General features: G+C 60.2%; 15 protein-coding genes. 12 read left to right on the forward strand and 3 right to left on the reverse strand.

Annotated elements, in window-relative coordinates; all coding sequences use genetic code 11:
• Window positions 1-135: 135 nt before the first annotated feature.
• Window positions 136-870, reverse strand: coding sequence for a ComFC family protein (locus AC0Z4S_RS16140; RefSeq protein ID WP_485623720.1), 735 nt, complete (start codon window positions 868-870; stop codon window positions 136-138).
• Between the two features lie 91 nt (window positions 871-961).
• On the opposite strand from AC0Z4S_RS16140, the gene bioB reads away from it, so the two are divergent.
• The 6 genes from bioB (at window position 962) to AC0Z4S_RS16170 (ending at window position 5,939) form a co-directional block, all read left to right on the forward strand.
• Entirely contained in the window at window positions 962-2,017 is a 1,056-nt protein-coding gene (gene bioB, locus AC0Z4S_RS16145) for a biotin synthase BioB (RefSeq protein ID WP_056786610.1), read from the forward strand.
• A 135-nt stretch (window positions 2,018-2,152) separates the two neighbouring features.
• Window positions 2,153-3,331: an 8-amino-7-oxononanoate synthase gene (gene bioF, locus AC0Z4S_RS16150; RefSeq protein ID WP_485623721.1), complete on the forward strand. Its 1,179-nt coding sequence runs from the start codon at window positions 2,153-2,155 to the stop codon at window positions 3,329-3,331.
• On the forward strand, window positions 3,324-4,055 hold the full coding sequence (locus AC0Z4S_RS16155) for an alpha/beta fold hydrolase (protein ID WP_485623722.1): 732 nt from the start codon (window positions 3,324-3,326) through the stop codon (window positions 4,053-4,055). The genes bioF and AC0Z4S_RS16155 overlap by 8 nt, the downstream gene beginning before the upstream one ends.
• On the forward strand, window positions 4,048-4,857 hold the full coding sequence (gene bioC, locus AC0Z4S_RS16160; protein WP_485623723.1) for a malonyl-ACP O-methyltransferase BioC: 810 nt from the start codon (window positions 4,048-4,050) through the stop codon (window positions 4,855-4,857). Before AC0Z4S_RS16155 ends, bioC begins: the two co-directional genes overlap by 8 nt.
• Window positions 4,854-5,534 carry a dethiobiotin synthase gene (gene bioD, locus AC0Z4S_RS16165; RefSeq protein WP_485623724.1) on the forward strand — a complete coding sequence of 227 codons (681 nt, stop codon included), beginning with the start codon at window positions 4,854-4,856 and terminating at the stop codon, window positions 5,532-5,534. Before bioC ends, bioD begins: the two co-directional genes overlap by 4 nt.
• A gap of 108 nt (window positions 5,535-5,642) precedes the next feature.
• Complete coding sequence (locus AC0Z4S_RS16170; RefSeq protein ID WP_485623725.1) at window positions 5,643-5,939, forward strand: pyrroloquinoline quinone biosynthesis protein PqqE; 297 nt, start codon at window positions 5,643-5,645, stop codon at window positions 5,937-5,939.
• 59 nt (window positions 5,940-5,998) lie between these two features.
• On the opposite strand, the gene AC0Z4S_RS16175 is transcribed toward AC0Z4S_RS16170, so the two are convergent.
• Window positions 5,999-7,228, reverse strand: a complete 1,230-nt coding sequence (locus tag AC0Z4S_RS16175) for a hypothetical protein (RefSeq protein ID WP_485623726.1) — start codon at window positions 7,226-7,228, stop codon at window positions 5,999-6,001.
• Window positions 7,229-7,538: 310 nt separating this feature from the next.
• Here AC0Z4S_RS16175 and AC0Z4S_RS16180 point away from each other — a divergent pair, with 310 nt between their 5' ends.
• The 4 genes from AC0Z4S_RS16180 (at window position 7,539) to AC0Z4S_RS16195 (ending at window position 14,700) form a co-directional block, all read left to right on the forward strand.
• Window positions 7,539-9,344 carry a phenylacyl-CoA dehydrogenase gene (locus AC0Z4S_RS16180; RefSeq protein WP_039757671.1) on the forward strand — a complete coding sequence of 602 codons (1,806 nt, stop codon included), beginning with the start codon at window positions 7,539-7,541 and terminating at the stop codon, window positions 9,342-9,344.
• Between the two features lie 191 nt (window positions 9,345-9,535).
• Window positions 9,536-10,825: a GGDEF domain-containing protein gene (locus tag AC0Z4S_RS16185; protein WP_041476719.1), complete on the forward strand. Its 1,290-nt coding sequence runs from the start codon at window positions 9,536-9,538 to the stop codon at window positions 10,823-10,825.
• 91 nt (window positions 10,826-10,916) lie between these two features.
• Entirely contained in the window at window positions 10,917-12,713 is a 1,797-nt protein-coding gene (locus AC0Z4S_RS16190; protein WP_485623727.1) for an acyl-CoA dehydrogenase C-terminal domain-containing protein, read from the forward strand.
• A 208-nt stretch (window positions 12,714-12,921) separates the two neighbouring features.
• Window positions 12,922-14,700, forward strand: coding sequence for an acyl-CoA dehydrogenase C-terminal domain-containing protein (locus tag AC0Z4S_RS16195; RefSeq protein WP_485623728.1), 1,779 nt, complete (start codon window positions 12,922-12,924; stop codon window positions 14,698-14,700).
• Window positions 14,701-14,929: 229 nt separating this feature from the next.
• Here AC0Z4S_RS16195 and AC0Z4S_RS16200 read toward each other — a convergent pair whose 3' ends face one another.
• Complete coding sequence (locus AC0Z4S_RS16200) at window positions 14,930-15,844, reverse strand: LysR family transcriptional regulator (protein WP_485623729.1); 915 nt, start codon at window positions 15,842-15,844, stop codon at window positions 14,930-14,932.
• Window positions 15,845-16,013: 169 nt separating this feature from the next.
• Here AC0Z4S_RS16200 and AC0Z4S_RS16205 point away from each other — a divergent pair, with 169 nt between their 5' ends.
• Together AC0Z4S_RS16205 and AC0Z4S_RS16210 are read left to right on the forward strand one after the other, a co-directional pair.
• On the forward strand, window positions 16,014-17,240 hold the full coding sequence (locus AC0Z4S_RS16205; protein ID WP_485623730.1) for an aspartate aminotransferase family protein: 1,227 nt from the start codon (window positions 16,014-16,016) through the stop codon (window positions 17,238-17,240).
• 179 nt (window positions 17,241-17,419) lie between these two features.
• Window positions 17,420-17,578 carry a YqaE/Pmp3 family membrane protein gene (locus AC0Z4S_RS16210; protein ID WP_003228885.1) on the forward strand — a complete coding sequence of 53 codons (159 nt, stop codon included), beginning with the start codon at window positions 17,420-17,422 and terminating at the stop codon, window positions 17,576-17,578.
• Window positions 17,579-17,688: the final 110 nt, after the last annotated feature.

Below are 17,688 nucleotides of genomic sequence, written 5' to 3' on the forward strand. Positions count from 1 at the left end.
CGCACGAGTCAAGCCCGACACCGAACCCCTGTGGGAGCGAGCCTGCTCGCGAAAGCGGTTTGACCAACAACATCTTTGTTGAATGTGATGCCCATTCGCGAGCAGGCTCGCTCCCACATGAGATCTGCGTTCGCTTCAGGTTCCAGGTTTCGGCGTGCGGGCCAGGCAATACACATCGACCCGCGCCGCACCTGCGTTCATCAACAATCGCGCCAGTGCCTGAGCGGTCGCGCCGGTGGTGAGGACGTCGTCAACCAGCGCGAAATGACGGCCGCTTACCTGCGCCTCAGGCGCCAGCGCGAAGGCATTGCGCAGATTGCGTTTACGCGCCTTGGCGTCGAGATCTTGCTGGGCATCGGTATCCATGATTCGCCGCAGTACCTGTTCTTCACACGGCAAATCCAGCGAAACACTCAACCAGCGCGCGAGCATCGACGCCTGATTGAAACCTCGTCGCCGAAGACGTTTATTCGCCAGCGGCACCGGCAGCAACACATCCGGGCGCGGTAAGTCCTCTTCGAAGCGATGCTGCAGGTATTGACCGAGAACGTCGGCGAGCAGGTGACCAAACGGCCATTTCGCGTTGTGTTTAAAGCGTGTGATCAAACTGTCCACCGGGAATGCATAGACCCAAGGCACGGCGACCTGCTCGAAGGCCGGCGGCTCTAGCAGGCACTCGCCGCAGGTCAGGCCATCGGCAGCCAGCGGCAAAGCGCAGCTCTGGCAGTGGCTGCCGAGCCAGGGCAGTTCGGTTTCGCAGGCCACGCATATTGGCATTTCTGCTTCTGCCGGCTCGTCGCATAACAAGCAGGCCTGTACGTTTTTTAAACAGATGTAAACCTGACCTTGGTATTGTGGTTGACAGCGCATCGCTCTTCCTTAAATATGCCGAACATCCGTGTAGCGCCTGTGGGTATTCCGTTTTCCCCGGCGCCGGTCAAGCATAACCAAGGAATTGCCCATGAGCGCGAGCACCACCGCCACCCTGCGTCACGATTGGTCTCTGGCCGAAGTCAAAGCACTCTTCGTACAGCCATTCAACGACTTGCTGTTCCAGGCGCAAACGGTGCACCGCGCACATTTCAACGCCAACCGCGTGCAGGTCTCGACGCTGCTGTCGATCAAGACCGGCGCTTGCCCGGAAGACTGCAAGTACTGCCCGCAATCCGGGCACTACAACACCGGTCTGGAAAAAGAAAAACTGATGGAAGTGCAGAAGGTCCTCGAAGAAGCGGCCCGGGCCAAAGCCATTGGTTCGACGCGGTTCTGCATGGGCGCAGCGTGGAAGCATCCATCGGCGAAAGACATGCCGTATGTGTTGAAGATGGTTGAAGGCGTTAAAGCCCTGGGCCTGGAAACCTGCATGACCCTCGGGCGTCTCGATCAGGAGCAGACCGAAGCGCTGGCCAAGGCCGGTCTCGATTACTACAACCACAACCTCGACACCTCGCCGGAGTTCTACGGCAGCATCATCACCACGCGTACTTACAGCGAACGTCTGCAAACGCTGGCCTACGTGCGTGAGTCGGGAATGAAAATCTGCTCCGGCGGCATTCTCGGCATGGGCGAATCGCTGGACGACCGCGCCAATCTGCTGATCCAGTTGGCCAACCTGCCCGAGCATCCGGAATCGGTACCGATCAACATGCTGGTGAAGGTCGCCGGCACGCCGCTGGAGAACGCCGAAGACATCGACCCGTTCGACTTCATCCGCATGCTCGCGGTGGCGCGCATCCTCATGCCGCAATCCCACGTTCGCCTGTCCGCCGGGCGTGAAGCGATGAACGAGCAGATGCAGGCCCTGGCCTTTTTCGCTGGCGCCAACTCGATTTTCTACGGCGACAAATTGCTCACCACCGCCAACCCGCAGGCGGACAAGGACATGCAGTTGTTCGCGCGCCTCGGTATCCAGCCGGAGGCCCGTGAAGAGCACGCCGATGAAGTGCACCAGGCGGCGATCGAGCAGGCGCTGGTGGAGCAGAAGAGTAGCGAGCAGTTCTACAACGCTGCCATCTGACCATCGCTTGAAATGCAAAACCCTGTAGGAGCTGCCGAAGGCTGCGATCTTTTGACTTTGACTTTCTAAAACAAGATCAAAAGATCGCAGCCTTCGGCAGCTCCTACCCAGTTATTTGTCTGATGTGAGGCCTGCATGTCTTTCGATCTCGCCGCACGCCTTGCTGCCCGCCGTGCCGACAACCTCTACCGCCAGCGCCCGCTGCTCGAATCACCGCAAGGCCCGCAAGTAGTAGTCGACGGCCAACCGCTGCTCGCGTTCTGCAACAACGACTATCTGGGCCTGGCCAATCATCCTCAGGTGATCGAAGCCTGGCGCGCCGGCGCTGAGCGTTGGGGCGTCGGTGGTGGCGCGTCGCATCTGGTCATCGGCCACAGCAGCCCGCATCACGCGCTGGAGGAAGCACTCGCCGATCTGACCGGCCGGCCGCGTGCGCTGCTGTTCACCACCGGCTACATGGCCAACCTCGGCGCGGTCACCGCGCTGGTAGGGCAGGGCGATACGGTGCTCGAAGACCGGCTCAATCACGCTTCTTTGCTGGACGCGGGCCTGTTGTCCGGCGCGCGTTTCAATCGCTACCAGCACAACGACGCCGAAAGCCTGGGCAAACGACTGGAGAAAGCCACTGGCAACACGCTGGTGGTCACCGACGGCGTGTTCAGCATGGACGGTGACATCGCCGACCTGCCGGCGCTGGCCCGCGAGGCCAAGGCCAAAGGCGCATGGCTGATGGTTGATGACGCCCATGGCTTCGGCCCGTTGGGCGCCAACGGTGGAGGCATCGTCGAGCATTTCGGCTTGAGCCCGGACGATGTGCCGGTGCTGGTCGGCACCCTCGGCAAAGCTTTCGGCACCGCTGGGGCATTTGTCGCCGGCAGCGAAGAGTTGATCGAAAGCCTGATCCAGTTCGCCCGCCCGTACATCTACACCACCAGCCAACCACCGGCGCTGGCCTGCGCGACGCTGAAAAGCCTCGAGCTGCTGCGCAGAGAACACTGGCGCCGTGAGCATTTGCAGACGCTGATCCGCCAGTTCCGCCACGGCGCCGAGCAGATCGGGCTGGAGCTGATGGACAGCTTCACGCCGATCCAGCCGATCCTGATCGGCGATGCCGGGCGCGCCGTGCGGTTGTCGCAGATGCTGCGCGAGCGCGGGCTGATGGTCACGGCGATCCGTCCGCCGACTGTTCCCGCCGGCAGCGCGCGATTGCGTGTAACTCTGACCGCCGCCCACAGCGAGGCACAGGTGCAACAGTTGCTGGAGGGGTTGGCAGATTGTTTCGCCCGATTGTCATTGGAGCCAAGCCATGCGTAATCGTCTGATTCTGCTGCCCGGCTGGGGCCTCGGCGTATCGCCGCTGGAACCGCTGGCGGCGGCATTGCGTGGCCTTGACGAACATCTGCAGGTCGAGATCGAGCCGCTGCCGGAGCTGGGTTCCGCCAACCTTGAAGACTGGCTCGACGAACTCGATGCAAGCATTGCTCAGGAAGTCTGGCTCGGTGGCTGGTCGCTGGGCGGCATGCTCGCCAGCAAGCTGGCGGCACGCCGCGGCGAGGCGTGCTGCGGGCTGCTGACGCTGGCGAGTAACCCAGCATTTGTCGCCCATGAGCAGTGGCCGAATGCGATGCCTGGCGAGACCTTCGATGCATTCCTTGCCGGTTGCCAGGCTGACCCGCGTACCACGCTCAAGCGCTTCTCTCTGTTATGTGCGCAAGGTTCGCCAGATCCGCGTGGCTTGTCGCGCTTGCTGCTGGGTGGCGCGCCAGCCACCGCGCCGACCGCGCTGATGGCGGGGCTGGAATTGCTCGCGCAACTGGACACGCGTCAGGCGTTGCAGGCGTTTCGCGGCCCGCAGTTTCATCTGTTCGGCGGACAGGACGCGCTGGTCCCGGCGGAGGCGGCCGGCGCGTTATTCGCGCAATTGCCGGATATCGAAATTGGTCTGATCGAACAGGCCAGCCATGCTTTTCTGCTGGAAGACCCGCACGGAATCGCGGGCGCGATCCTGGCGTTTCTTCATGAGTGCGCTGATGACTGATCTGTCCCTTGTGCTGCCTCAAGGCTTGCCCGACAAGCGCCAGGTGGCGGCGTCTTTTTCCCGTGCAGCGGCCAGTTACGACAGCGTCGCCGAGTTGCAACGCGACGTCGGCACGCAGCTGATCGAGCGTTTACCGGCGAGTTTCATGCCGTCGCGGTGGCTCGATCTCGGTTGCGGGACCGGCTATTTCACCCGGGCGCTGGCCTCGCGTTTTACCCAGAGCAGCGGTGTCGCGCTGGACATCGCCGAGGGCATGCTCAATCACGCACGGCCGCTGGGTGGCGCTGAGCATTTCATCGCGGGCGATGCCGAGCGGCTGCCGTTGCAGGATGCCAGTTTGGACCTGATTTTCTCCAGCCTCGCCGTGCAGTGGTGCGCCGATTTTGACGCGGTGCTGCGCGAGGCTTTTCGCGTGCTGAAACCGGGCGGGATTTTTGCGTTTGCTAGTCTGTGTACAGGGACGCTGTTCGAATTGCGGGAAAGTTGGCGGCAGGTCGACGGGCTGGTGCACGTCAATCGCTTCCGCGAGTTCGCCCGCTATGAACAGTTATGTGCTGGCAGTGGCTTGCGCGTCGTGGCGCTGGAGAATCAGCCGCACATGTTGCATTACCCGGATGTGCGCAGCCTGACTCATGAGCTGAAGGCGCTTGGCGCGCACAATCTGAACCCTGGGCGGCCGGGCGGTTTGACCGGGCGGGCGCGGATACTCGGGCTGATCGACGCGTATGAGCAGTTCCGTCAGGCGTCGGGACTGCCGGCAACGTATCAGGTGGTGTACGCCGTGTTGGAGAAACCCCTATGAGCGCAGCCTATTTCATCACCGGTACCGACACCGATGTGGGCAAGACCACCGTCGCTGCCGGATTGCTCCATGCGGCGCGGTTGGCCGGCTTGAGCACGGCGGCGGGCAAACCGGTGGCTTCCGGGTGTGACATCACGCCCAAAGGCTTGCGCAACTCCGATGCGTTGGCGCTGCTGGCCGAATGTTCGTTGCCGCTGACTTATCAACAGGTCAACCCGGTGGCATTCGAGCCAGCGATCGCTCCGCATCTGGCAGCGCGCGAAGCAGGGGTGGCGCTGACGGTGCAATCGCTGCTGGCGCCTATGCGCGCAATCCTCGCAATGAACGCTGATTTCACCCTGATCGAAGGTGCGGGTGGCTGGCGGGTGCCGTTGGCCGATCAGGACAATCTGTCGGACCTGGCGATTGCACTGAAGCTGCCGGTGATACTGGTGGTCGGCGTGCGCTTGGGTTGCATCAGTCATGCGTTGCTGACTGCCGAGGCGATCGCCCGCGATGGCCTGCAATTGGCAGGTTGGGTGGCCAATATCATTGATCCGAAGACTTCGCGGCTGGAGGAAAATCTTGCAACCCTCGCCGAGCGCATCCCCGCGCCGTGCCTGGGCCGCGTGCCGAAACTCAAGGCGCTGAGCGCCGAAGCGGTAGCCGAGCATTTGCAGCTGGATTTGCTCGACTAAGTTTTTCACTATGAAAAGGCACTGTGCCATTAGTGTTTTTGACGGGTGTTTTGCCGGCGCGTCTGCTTCAATGGCGACCATTGATCCTTTGCAGGGATGAGAGCGACTATGGAAATCTCCGGCAACACAGCTTTTTATGCGGGGCTGAGCTCGATTCAGTCCGGGCAGAACCGCGTCGATCAGGCTGCCAGCCAGATCGCCAACAACACCATCGAACGCTCGGTGACCAGCCAGTCGTCCGAAGTGCAGGTCAATCGCCTGCGTGGAGTGGATCGCGCACAGGAATCGGATCTGGCGAGCAATATCGTCGAACTGTCGCAGGGCAGGATCCACGCGGAGCTGGGTGTGAAGGTGGCCAAGGCGTCCGACGAAGTGCTGGGTACGCTGATTGATACCTACGCCTGAACCGTCAGTACAGCGCCGGTGAATGAGCCACCGGCGCATGACATTGATTTCAGCGCTTGTCAGGAACCGACGTAGCCGCTGATGCGTGGAGAGGCAGAGATACCGCTACTCCCGGCCACGACCACCCGACCTTTCGGTTGAACGACCACGTCAATGCAATCGCCTACGCTATTCCCTCTCCAGAAATGTTCGTCTACCCCGTTCTTACTGAATCGCTGATATTCCACCATCGGGGTGTTGGCCATCTTGGCACTGCCCACCGTGACGATCTTGTTGTCTGGCTGAACGGCGATGGAATTGAACCCGATGCTGTTCAGGGAGCGCGAAAACAGCAGCGGTTTACCTGAGTTGAATTCAGGGTCCAGCGCTTCGCCGTTGGCCTCGAGCCGGGCAAGCAACCCGCACTCCACCTCATTGGCATCATAGCCGAAGCCTGCGATCAAAATTCTATCGTCGTCCTGGATGACTATCCGGCTGACAGAACTTTTAAAGAACCCGTTGGGCTCTTGTTTTCGAGGCAATGGTTCCTGCGCCAGTTCGATATCGGCATAACCGCCCGAACCGAAACTGAGGTCCAGAGCCCCCGTCGTGTGGTAGCGCGCGACTGTTCTGAGCAAATTGTCTTTCTGTTGGCCCGCCACCACGATCTTCCCGTCGGCCTGCGTCGCAACATTGCAGACGTCACTCAAGCGATCATGCAGATTGATATCGATGAACCCGGCACCCTCGCCAAAAGCTTCGTCCGGTTGGCCGCTGTTTTGTAGCCGATACAATCTGTTCAACTGATCGAAGCCAATGACGAAGGTCGCGGCAATAAGGATTTTTCCATCCTTTTGCAGGCATCCATCTACCCGTTTGTATTTGAAATAATTGATACCTGTTTCTGCGTCAATGGACATGACCTGGTTGCCAAAAACGAGGTCCGGGCTACCGTTGGCATTGAAGCGGGTGACTGCGGGGCGGGTTAAGTTGTTCTTGAAAGATTCTCCGATCACGATGATTTTTCCGCTGGCTTCCAGCAGAAGGCGCGTGGGGCGCGTTTCATCGTGTTGGTCATATTGCCACGTCGTTTCCTGGAATGCCTCGTCCCTGGCCCCATCGACGAGGTAGCGAGCCAGTCGCATGCTTTTGTCTATCTCGTAAGCTACATAAAGATTGCCGCCCTTGTCAGACGCGATTGCGTTGGCAGTGCCTGCTCCCCCAATGGAAATATGACCGCCGTAGCCAAAGCTGTAGTCGGGATATCCTGCTGACTGAGACGATTGGTTGTTATCTGATTGCTGGTTCATAGCTCTTCACTCCAAATACGCGGTTTTCGGAAATTCGTCCGGCTCTCTGCTACTCCGGTCATTTCATACAAACGCGTTTTTTTGCGCACCTGTCAGAAATGACAGTGCTGCAGTCCTTGCGAGCCAATCGAATGACCCTGGCGGACAATGCTGCGCAGGTGCGGGTATGGAGGAAACATGATGACGAACGGCAAAAGATCGACGCTTGACAAGATTTCGGCGTAAACGTATGTTTCAAACAACTGTTTGACCGTCACAACAACTCAACACGGTCGTTCATTCCCGGTTACATCAGCAGAGGTTTATCGCTATGCCTGACTACAAGGCCCCCTTGCGTGATATTCGCTTCGTTCGTGACGAGCTGCTCGGCTACGAAGCGCACTATCAGAGCCTGCCAGCGTGCGCAGACGCCACGCCGGACATGGTTGACGCCATCCTCGAGGAAGGCGCCAAGTTTTGTGAGCAGGTACTGGCACCGCTGAACCGCGTGGGCGATCTGGAAGGCTGCACCTGGAGCGAGTCCGGCGTGAAAACCCCGACTGGCTTCAAAGAGGCGTACAAGCAATTCGTCGAAGGCGGCTGGCCAAGCCTGGCGCACGACGTTGAGCACGGCGGTCAGGGCCTGCCGGAGTCGCTGGGCCTGGCAGTCAGCGAAATGGTTGGTGAAGCCAACTGGTCGTGGGGCATGTACCCAGGCCTGTCGCACGGCGCGATGAACACCATCTCCGAGCACGGCACCCCTGAGCAGCAGGAAGCCTATCTGACCAAACTGGTCTCCGGCGAATGGACCGGCACCATGTGCCTTACCGAACCGCACTGCGGCACCGACCTGGGCATGCTGCGCACCAAGGCCGAGCCTCAGGCCGACGGCTCCTACAAAGTCTCCGGGACCAAGATCTTCATCTCGGCCGGTGAGCACGACATGGCCGACAACATCGTCCACATCGTTTTGGCGCGCCTGCCGGATGCACCGGCTGGCACCAAAGGCATCTCGCTGTTCATCGTGCCGAAATTCCTGCCGAACGCCGATGGCACCATCGGCGCACGCAACGCAGTGAGCTGCGGTTCGCTGGAACACAAGATGGGCATCCACGGCAACGCCACCTGCGTGATGAACTTCGACGGCGCCACCGGCTACCTGATCGGCCCGGCGAACAAAGGTCTGAACTGCATGTTCACCTTTATGAACACCGCTCGTCTGGGCACCGCGCTGCAAGGTCTGGCCCACGCCGAAATCGGCTTCCAGGGCGGTCTGAAATACGCTCGCGATCGCCTGCAAATGCGTTCGCTGACTGGCCCGAAAGCGCCGGACAAAGCGGCTGACCCGATCATCGTTCACCCGGACGTGCGCCGCATGCTGTTGACCATGAAGGCGTTCGCCGAAGGCAACCGCGCGATGGTTTATTTCACCGCCAAACAGGTCGACATCGTCAAATACGGCGTCGATGAAGAAGAGAAGAAGAAGGCCGACGCACTGCTGGCGTTCATGACCCCGATCGCCAAAGCGTTCATGACCGAAGTCGGTTTCGAAGCCGCCAACCACGGCGTGCAGATCTACGGCGGCCACGGCTTCATCGCCGAGTGGGGCATGGAGCAGAACGTTCGCGACAGCCGCATTTCGATGCTGTACGAAGGCACCACCGGTATCCAGGCCCTCGACCTGCTCGGCCGTAAAGTGCTGATGACTCAAGGCGAGGCTTTGAAAGGCTTCACCAAGATCGTCCACAAGTTCTGCCAGACCAACGAAGGCAACGAAGCCGTCCAGGAATTCGTCGCGCCGCTGGCTGCACTGAACAAGGAATGGGGCGAGCTGACCATGAAGGTTGGTATGGCTGCCATGAAAGATCGCGAAGAAGTCGGCGCTGCCTCCGTGGATTACCTGATGTACTCCGGTTATGCCTGCCTTGCCTACTTCTGGGCGGACATGGCGCGTCTGGCTGCGGAAAAACTGGCTGCCGGCACCAGCGACGAGGCGTTCTATACCGCCAAGCTGCAAACCGCGCGCTTCTACTTCCAGCGCATCCTGCCGCGTACCCGTACACACGTGGCCACTATGCTGTCGGGCGCTGGCAACCTGATGGACATGAAAGAAGAAGACTTCGCACTGGGCTACTAAGCCTCACCGCAGTCTGCCGAAAACCGCTGCTTCCATTAGGGGGCAGCGGTTTTTTTGTTGGCGAACCGCTCAGATAGTCGGTCTTCCGGCCGTTACAGAGACAGTGTGTGATCTGGATCACATTGTGTGGGCTTGGCCGCACTTTGCAGGCACAATGCCATCTCTTTGCTATGACGGGTCGGAGCTTACCCTTGCCGCGTTCTTCCGCTGTACGTTTCAGCCATTTCCTGCCATCACTGCTGTTATTGCTTGCGGGGCTGGCGGCTGCGTACGTCAAAGACCTCAGCGTGTTCTTCACATCCCTGTTCAACGTTTTGCCGACCCTGGTCCTTCTGCTCGGCGGGGCGTATTGCGCGGTGTACCGGCGTCAGCGCGAACTGTTTCTGATGCTGACGGTGTACATCGCCTATTTTCTGCTCGACACCCAGACCGACTTTTACCGCGACAACGGCAAAGTGCGCGAAGACGCTGCAGTGGTGTTCCATCTGGTCTGCCTGCTCCTGCCGTTATTGTTCGGGCTGTTCGCGGCATGGCAGGAGCGTACCCATCTGTTTCAGGACATGGTCGCGCGGTTCGCTGTGCTGCTGGCGTTTGGCAGTGTGGCGCTGGGCCTGGAACAAAGTTATCCACAAGCGCTGCTGCTGTGGCTGTCGGAGATCCGCTGGCCGGCGCTGCATGGCGCGTGGATGAGTCTGATCCAGTTGTCCTACCCGGTGTTCATCTCGGCTTTTCTGCTGCTGGCCTGGCAATACTGGCGCAACCCGCGTCCGTTGCACGCGGCGCAACTGGTCGGGTTGCTCGGGGTATTCTGGATGCTGCCGAAGACCTTCATTCTGCCGTTCACCCTGAACATCATGTGCAGCCAAGTAATGCTGATGATCGCCGCAGCGGTTGCGCATGAGGCCTATCAAATGGCCTTCCGCGACGAACTCACCGGTCTGCCGGGTCGACGCGCGCTCAACGAACGCATGCAACGCCTGGGGCGCAACTACGTGCTGGCGATGAGCGACGTCGATCACTTCAAGAAATTCAACGACACCCATGGCCACGATGTCGGTGACCAGGTGCTGCGCCTGGTCGCCAGCAAACTGTCGAAAATCAGCGGTGGCGGTAGGGCGTATCGCTATGGGGGTGAGGAATTTGCCTTGGTGTTTGCAGGCAAAACCCTTGAGGAATGCATGCCGCACCTGGAAGTGATTCGTGAATCGATTGCGTCCTACAGCATTCAGTTGCGCAACCAGGAAAACCGTCCGCAGGATGATCAGCAAGGGCGCCAGCGGCGCAGCGGTTCTGGCGCCTCGGCCGTGTCGGTGACGGTGAGTATCGGCGTCGCCGAACGCGTGGAGCAGCGCACCCCGGAAGAAGTGCTCAAGTCCGCCGACCAGGCGTTATACAGCGCCAAGGGCGCCGGGCGTAACTGCGTCATGGCATTCGGGCAGAACCGCCGCGGCGCGGTGCGCATGGACACCGCTGCGGGTTGAGTGATGACGGCGCATTCAGCGCCCGCACAGTGATTGTCGGGGCGGGGTGGCCGGCAGTAGGTTGGTGGCATCTGCTGACGGAGAAGCCACCATGCCCGAGTACAAAGCTCCCCTGCGCGACATGCGCTTTCTGATCGATCACGTCTTCGACTTCCACACCAGCTACGCCAAGCTCGGCGCGCATGACGCCAGCCCGGACATGATCAGCGCCATCCTCGAGGAAGGCGCGAAGTTCTGCGAAAACGTACTGGCCCCGCTCAATCGCAGCGGCGACGAAGAGGGCTGCCATTTCGACAGCGGTGTGGTGACAACGCCTACAGGCTTCAAGCAAGCCTTCGCACAATATGTCGAGGGCGGCTGGCACGGATTGGCGGCCGATCCGGCTTACGGCGGCCAAGGCCTGCCGAGCTCGCTGGGGCTGGTGATCAGCGAGATGGTCGGCTCCAGCAACACGTCCTGGGGCATGTACCCGGGCCTGACCCACGGCGCGATGTCGGCGATCCACGCCCACGGCACCGCCGAGCAGAAAGACACCTACCTGAGCAAACTCACCGCTGGCCAGTGGACTGGCACCATGTGCCTGACCGAAGCCCACTGCGGCACCGATCTGGGCATCATCAAGACCCGCGCGGTGCCCCGGGCCGACGGCAGCTACGCGATCACCGGCAGCAAGATTTTCATTTCCGCCGGCGAGCATGACCTGAGCGACAACATCATCCACCTGGTGCTGGCCAAGCTGCCGGATGCACCGGCCGGAACCAAGGGCATTTCCCTGTTTATCGTGCCCAAGTTCCTCCCTGATGCAGCAGGCGAAGCAGGCGAGCGCAACGGCGTTTCCTGCGGCTCGATCGAGCACAAAATGGGCATCAAAGCGTCGGCCACCTGCGTGCTGAATTTCGATGCCGCTACCGGTTACTTGATCGGCGAGCCGAACAAGGGCCTCAACTGCATGTTCACCATGATGAACCACGCGCGGCTGGGCACCGGCATGCAGGGCCTGTGTCTGGGCGAGGCGAGTTTTCAGGGCGCCGTCAAATACGCCAATGACCGCCTGCAGATGCGCGCGTTGACCGGTGCCAAAGCCCCGGAAAAACCTGCCGACCCGATCATCGTCCACCCGGACGTACGGCGTATGTTGCTGACCATGAAAGCCTTCAACGAGGGCAACCGCGCGCTGACCTATTTCACCGCGCAGATGCTTGATGTTGCGCACCTGAGCAGCGATTCCGGTGCGTGCCAGGAGGCCGAAGACCTGTTGGCGTTCCTCACGCCGATCTGCAAGGCGTTCATGACCGACACCGGTCTGGAGGTGACCAATCACGGTATGCAGGTGTTTGGCGGCCACGGTTTCATTCGTGAGTGGGGCATGGAGCAACTGGTGCGGGATTGCCGGATTGCGCCGATCTACGAAGGCACCAACGGCATTCAAGCGCTCGACCTGCTCGGGCGCAAAGTGCTGGGCAGTCAGGGCAAGCTGCTGCGCGGCTTCACCAAAATCGTCCACAAGTTCTGCGCAGCGAACGCCGACCATGCGCAGTTGGGCAGCTTCGTCGCGCAACTCAACGGGCTCAATCAACAGTGGGGCGACCTGACCATGAAGGTCGGCATGGCGGCCATGAAGAACCCGGACGAAGTCGGCGCTGCGTCGGTGGATTATCTGATGTACAGCGGCTACATCATCCTTGGCTACCTGTGGTTGCGCATGGCGTTGGTCGCGCAGGCACAGCTGGACGCAGGCGAGGGTGAGGCTGATTTTCTCAAGGGCAAACTGGCGACGTGCGAGTTCTATTTCAAGCGCTTGTTGCCGCGTACGGCTGCGCATCAGTTGGCGATCGAGGCGGGGAGTGATTGCTTGATGACTTTGCCGGCGGAGTCGTTTGCGCTTTAAAGCAAAAGGTCGCAGCCTGCGGCAGCTCCTACAGGGGATCGCGTTTTATCTGTAGGAGCCGCTGAAGGCTGCGATCTTTTTGAAGTGACTAAAAATAACAAATCAGTCACCGGTTGACCCTATGTGTCGCAAAAGTTGTTGAGGTACACTCCGGATCAACGAAAACATCATTCCACGAACCACCTGTTTAGATCTTGCGAGGTTTGCCATGGCTGACTACAAAGCGCCGCTGCGCGATATGCGCTTCGTCCTCAATGAAGTGTTCGAAGTCGCCAAACTCTGGGCGGAGCTGCCGGCGCTGGCCGAGACCGTCGACGCCGAAACCGTTGAAGCGATTCTCGAAGAGGCCGGCAAGGTCACCAGCAAAAGCATCGCGCCGCTGAGCCGTGCCGCTGACGAAGAAGGTTGCCATTGGGCGGACGGTGCCGTCACTACGCCGGCCGGTTTCCCACAGGCTTATCAGACTTATGCTGAAGGCGGTTGGGTCGGCGTCGGCGGTGATCCGGCCTACGGTGGCATGGGCATGCCCAAAGCCGTGTCGGCGCAGGTCGAAGAAATGGTCAACTCCGCCAGCCTGGCGTTCGGTCTGTACCCGATGCTGACCGCCGGTGCCTGCCTGTCGATCAACGCCCATGCCAGCGAAGAGCTGAAAGCCGCGTACCTGCCGAACATGTACGCCGGCATCTGGGCCGGCTCCATGTGCCTGACCGAGCCGCACGCCGGCACCGATCTGGGGATCATTCGCACCAAAGCCGAACCTCAGGCCGACGGTTCCTACAAGGTCAGCGGCACCAAGATCTTCATCACCGGTGGCGAGCACGACCTCACCGAAAACATCATTCACCTGGTACTGGCCAAGCTGCCTGACGCCCCGGCAGGGCCGAAAGGCATTTCGCTGTTCCTGGTGCCGAAGTTCATGGTCAATGCCGATGGCAGTCTTGGCGCGCGCAACCCGGCCAACTGCGGTTCGATCGAACACAAGATGGGCATCCAGGCCTCAGCGACCTGCGTGATGAACTTCGACGAAGCGGTCGGCTATCTGGTCGGTGAGCCGAACAAAGGCCTGGCGGCGATGTTCACCATGATGAACTACGAGCGTCTGGGCGTCGGTATTCAGGGCCTGGCCACAGGCGAGCGCTCCTATCAGAATGCCGTCGAATACGCGCGCGACCGTCTGCAGAGTCGTTCGCCGACCGGTGCGCAGAACAAGGACAAAGTCGCTGACCCGATTATCGTCCACCCGGACGTTCGGCGCATGCTGCTGACCATGAAAGCCTCGAACGAAGGCGGCCGTGCGTTCTCCACTTATGTGGCGATGCAATTGGACACCGCCAAGTTCAGCGAGGATGCGACCACCCGCAAGCGTGCGGAAGACCTGGTGGCGTTGCTGACGCCGGTGGCGAAAGCCTTTCTGACCGACCTGGGTCTGGAAACCACCGTCCACGGCCAGCAGATCTTCGGTGGCCACGGCTACATCCGCGAGTGGGGCCAGGAACAACTGGTGCGTGACGTCCGCATCACCCAGATCTACGAAGGCACCAACGGCATTCAGGCGCTGGATCTGGTCGGGCGCAAGATCGTTGGCAGCGGCGGCGCGTTCTACCAGTTGTTTGCTGATGAAATCCGCCATTTCACCGCAACCGCCAGTGCCGATCTGAGCGAGTTCACCAAGCCGCTGAACGATGCCGTCGACACCCTCGACGAGCTGACCGCGTGGCTGCTGGATCGGGCGAAAAACAATCCGAACGAAATCGGCGCGGCCTCGGTCGAATATTTGCAAGCTTTCGGCTACACGGCCTATGCCTACATGTGGGCATTGATGGCCAAAGCCGCGCTGGGCAAGGAGACGCAAGATGATTTCTATGCGAGCAAACTGGGCACCGCACGCTTCTATTTCGCCCGCCTGCTGCCGCGTATTCATTCGCTGAGCGCGTCGGTCAAGGCCGGTAGCGAGTCGCTTTTCCTGCTCGATGCTGCACAGTTCTGATCCCGCGCGCGTCATGTAAGCATTTGCTTACGTGACGTGCTGCTGTTCTCCCATATGCGTACATTGGATCCACGGCTAATCTACATTTCATGGACGTCGCGCAGGAAGCGCAAAGTAAATAACACGGACACGTAGGATTCTGCCAGGGTGGCGGAGTGAAATGGATGTCAGGGAAACAGTCTGCAAAGCCCCGCTTCGGCGGGGTTTTCTTTTGCCTGAAGAAAAGTTTTCAGCCCAGCGGATCCAGCGGCCGTTGCACTTCGCGGTCGATGACTTCTTCAAGCAATGTCCGCAAAAGAGCTAACGAAGCCTGCTGGCGTTGTACATCGCGGCACACCAGGCCGACTTTCAACGGAACGCGTGGCTCGCTCAGCGGTTTCCACAGCAGATCCTCATCGTCGTATTCCTTTTGCGAGCGCCCCGGCAGCACCGTCGCCAGCTTGGTGTGCGGCAGGCTGTCGAGAATCCCCAGCATATTGTTCAACTCGGCCTGCACCTGTGGGCGACGTCCGAGGCTGGCCAATTGTGCCTGCCAGATCTGCCGGATCTGGAACTCTTCGCCGAGCAGCAACATTGGCAGCTCAGCGGCCTGGCGCATCGAGACTTTCTTGAAATCACGCAAGGGATGATCCGCCGGGATGACCAGCGTCAGTTCATCCTCGTACAGCAACACGCCATGCAGCCCAGGTTGGCGCGGCGGCAGATAGCTGATGCCAATGTCCAGCGAACCATTGAGCAGACGTCGCTCGATTTCCAGCCCGGTCAGCTCATAGATCTGCACCACCAGATGCGGCTGCGCCTTGCGCACACGCTCGAGCATTTGCGGCACGAGGCTGGTGTGCACCGTTTGCAGCACGCCGATCGCCAGGGTGCGCAACGCCTGCCCCTTGAAATTACCCAAGGCCTCGCGTGCTCGTTGCAAACCATCGAGCAGCGGTAACGCGTGGTTGTACAAAGTGTGCGCAGCGAGGGTCGGCAGCAAGCGTTTGCTGCTGCGTTCGAACAACGTTACGTCAAGGTTCTGCTCAAGCTGACGAATCTGCTGCGACAGCGCTGGTTGCGAGATCGACAAACGCTCAGCCGCACGGCCGACGTGTCCTTCTTCGTAGACCGCGACGAAATAACGCAGATGTTTGAAATCCATAAGTGATGCTTATCGAAATAGCTTGGAAATCGAAATGGCCGGTAGCCGCCCGCGCGCTTAGTCTAACCGCATTCGCAAGGCTTGCAGGGCCGGAAGGCGTGATGAAAAACATGTGCTCCGCTGGTTTTTGCATAGGCAGTTCAAAATACCTCCAAGCAGGTTTTTACGGATGAATCTGTTCAATTTGCGGCGCCAGAAGCCGAGTCTCGATGACCTCATGTTCGAGCCGCGACCATCCGCAATGGCCGATCGTCTCAATGCCGAACGCCTGATGCCCAATGTTGCGCGGCCGCAACAGGTGTTCATCCGAGGCCAGGGTTCCTGGCTATGGGACAACAATGACCGCGCGTACCTCGACTTTTCCCAGGCCGGCGGCGCCAACAGCCTTGGTCACAGTCCCACGGCATTGGTCAAAGCTATCGCCAATCAGGCCCAGGCGCTGATCAATCCTGGCTTCACTCTGCACAATCGCGGCATGCTCAGCCTCGCCGAGCGTCTGTGTGCCAGCACCCACAGCGATCAGGCTTATCTACTCAACAGTGGCAGCGAAGCCTGTGCGGCGGCAATCGAACTGGCGCGCAGATGGGGGCAACTGCATCGTGGCGGCGCTTCGCGGATCATCGTGGCGCAGCAGGGCTGCCATGGCCGCAGTCTGTCGACGATCGATAGAGTGCCATTCAACGACTTGCCGGCCCTGCACGCGGCGGTCGACGCGCAGACCGTTGCGATCATGCTTGAGCCGATCCAGAGCGATGCCGGGGTTATTCCCGCGGCCGGGCACTATCTCAAAGGCGTCGAGCGACTGTGTCGTGACCTGGGCATTCTGCTGATTCTCGACGAAGTGCAGACCGGCATCGGCCGCTGCGGCACCTTGCTCGCTGAACAGTCCTACGGCATTCGCGCCGATATCGTTGTGCTCGGCAAAGGTCTTGGCGGCGGATTGCCATTGGCGGCTTTGCTGGCGCGGGGCACGGCCTGCTGTTTCGGCGTTGGCGAATTGGGCGGCACTCATCACGGTAACGCACTAATGACCGCGGCCGGTCTGGTGGTGCTCGACAGCGTGCACGACCGCAGCTTCCTCCAGCAGGTCAGCGACAACGGCCAGCATCTGCGCGAAGGCCTTGCGCGGCTGGCGTACCGCTACGGCCATGGTGAGTTGCGCGGCCAGGGCCTGTTCTATGGGCTGACGTTATCGACAGAGTGCGCCGACGCCGTCGTCCACGCTGCGCTGCACGAGGGCCTGATACTCAACGCCGTGCAACCCGACTGCCTGCGTTTCACCCCGGCCCTCACTGTCAGCAAAGCCAACATCGACGAAATGCTCCTGCGTCTGGGCCGCGCCTTCTCGCGAGTGCGCACTGCCCAGTTGCAATGCCGCAAGGGCATTGCCGTCTGAATTGAAATACCCGAACCGTCTCGCGGTATAACGCACGCCCCACGCCTGATTCTTTTAGCGTGGGGCGTTTTTTTGTGGTGCTGGCGATCAAATAGCAACCGTAGTGAACCCTGACGAACGGCGCAGGTCGATTAGCTTGTATGGCTCAAGTGAGCCAACCCCCATTCAGGAGCTGCCCCATGGATTTCATTCGCATCATCATCGCTATTCTGTTGCCGCCACTGGGCGTGTTTCTGCAGGTCGGATTTGGCGGGGCGTTCTGGCTGAACATTCTGCTGACGCTGTGCGGCTACATTCCGGGGATCGTGCATGCGGTGTATATCATCGCCAAGCGTTGAGTCCAGTAGCGCAACTTAGATAGCTTTCGCGAGCAGGCTCGCTCCCACACTGGATCTGTGTTGTACACAAGTCCCCTGTGGGAGCGAGCCTGCTCGCGAACGGGACGACA

This window comes from Pseudomonas sp. 1L-B-1-E-C1, assembly GCF_057291835.1.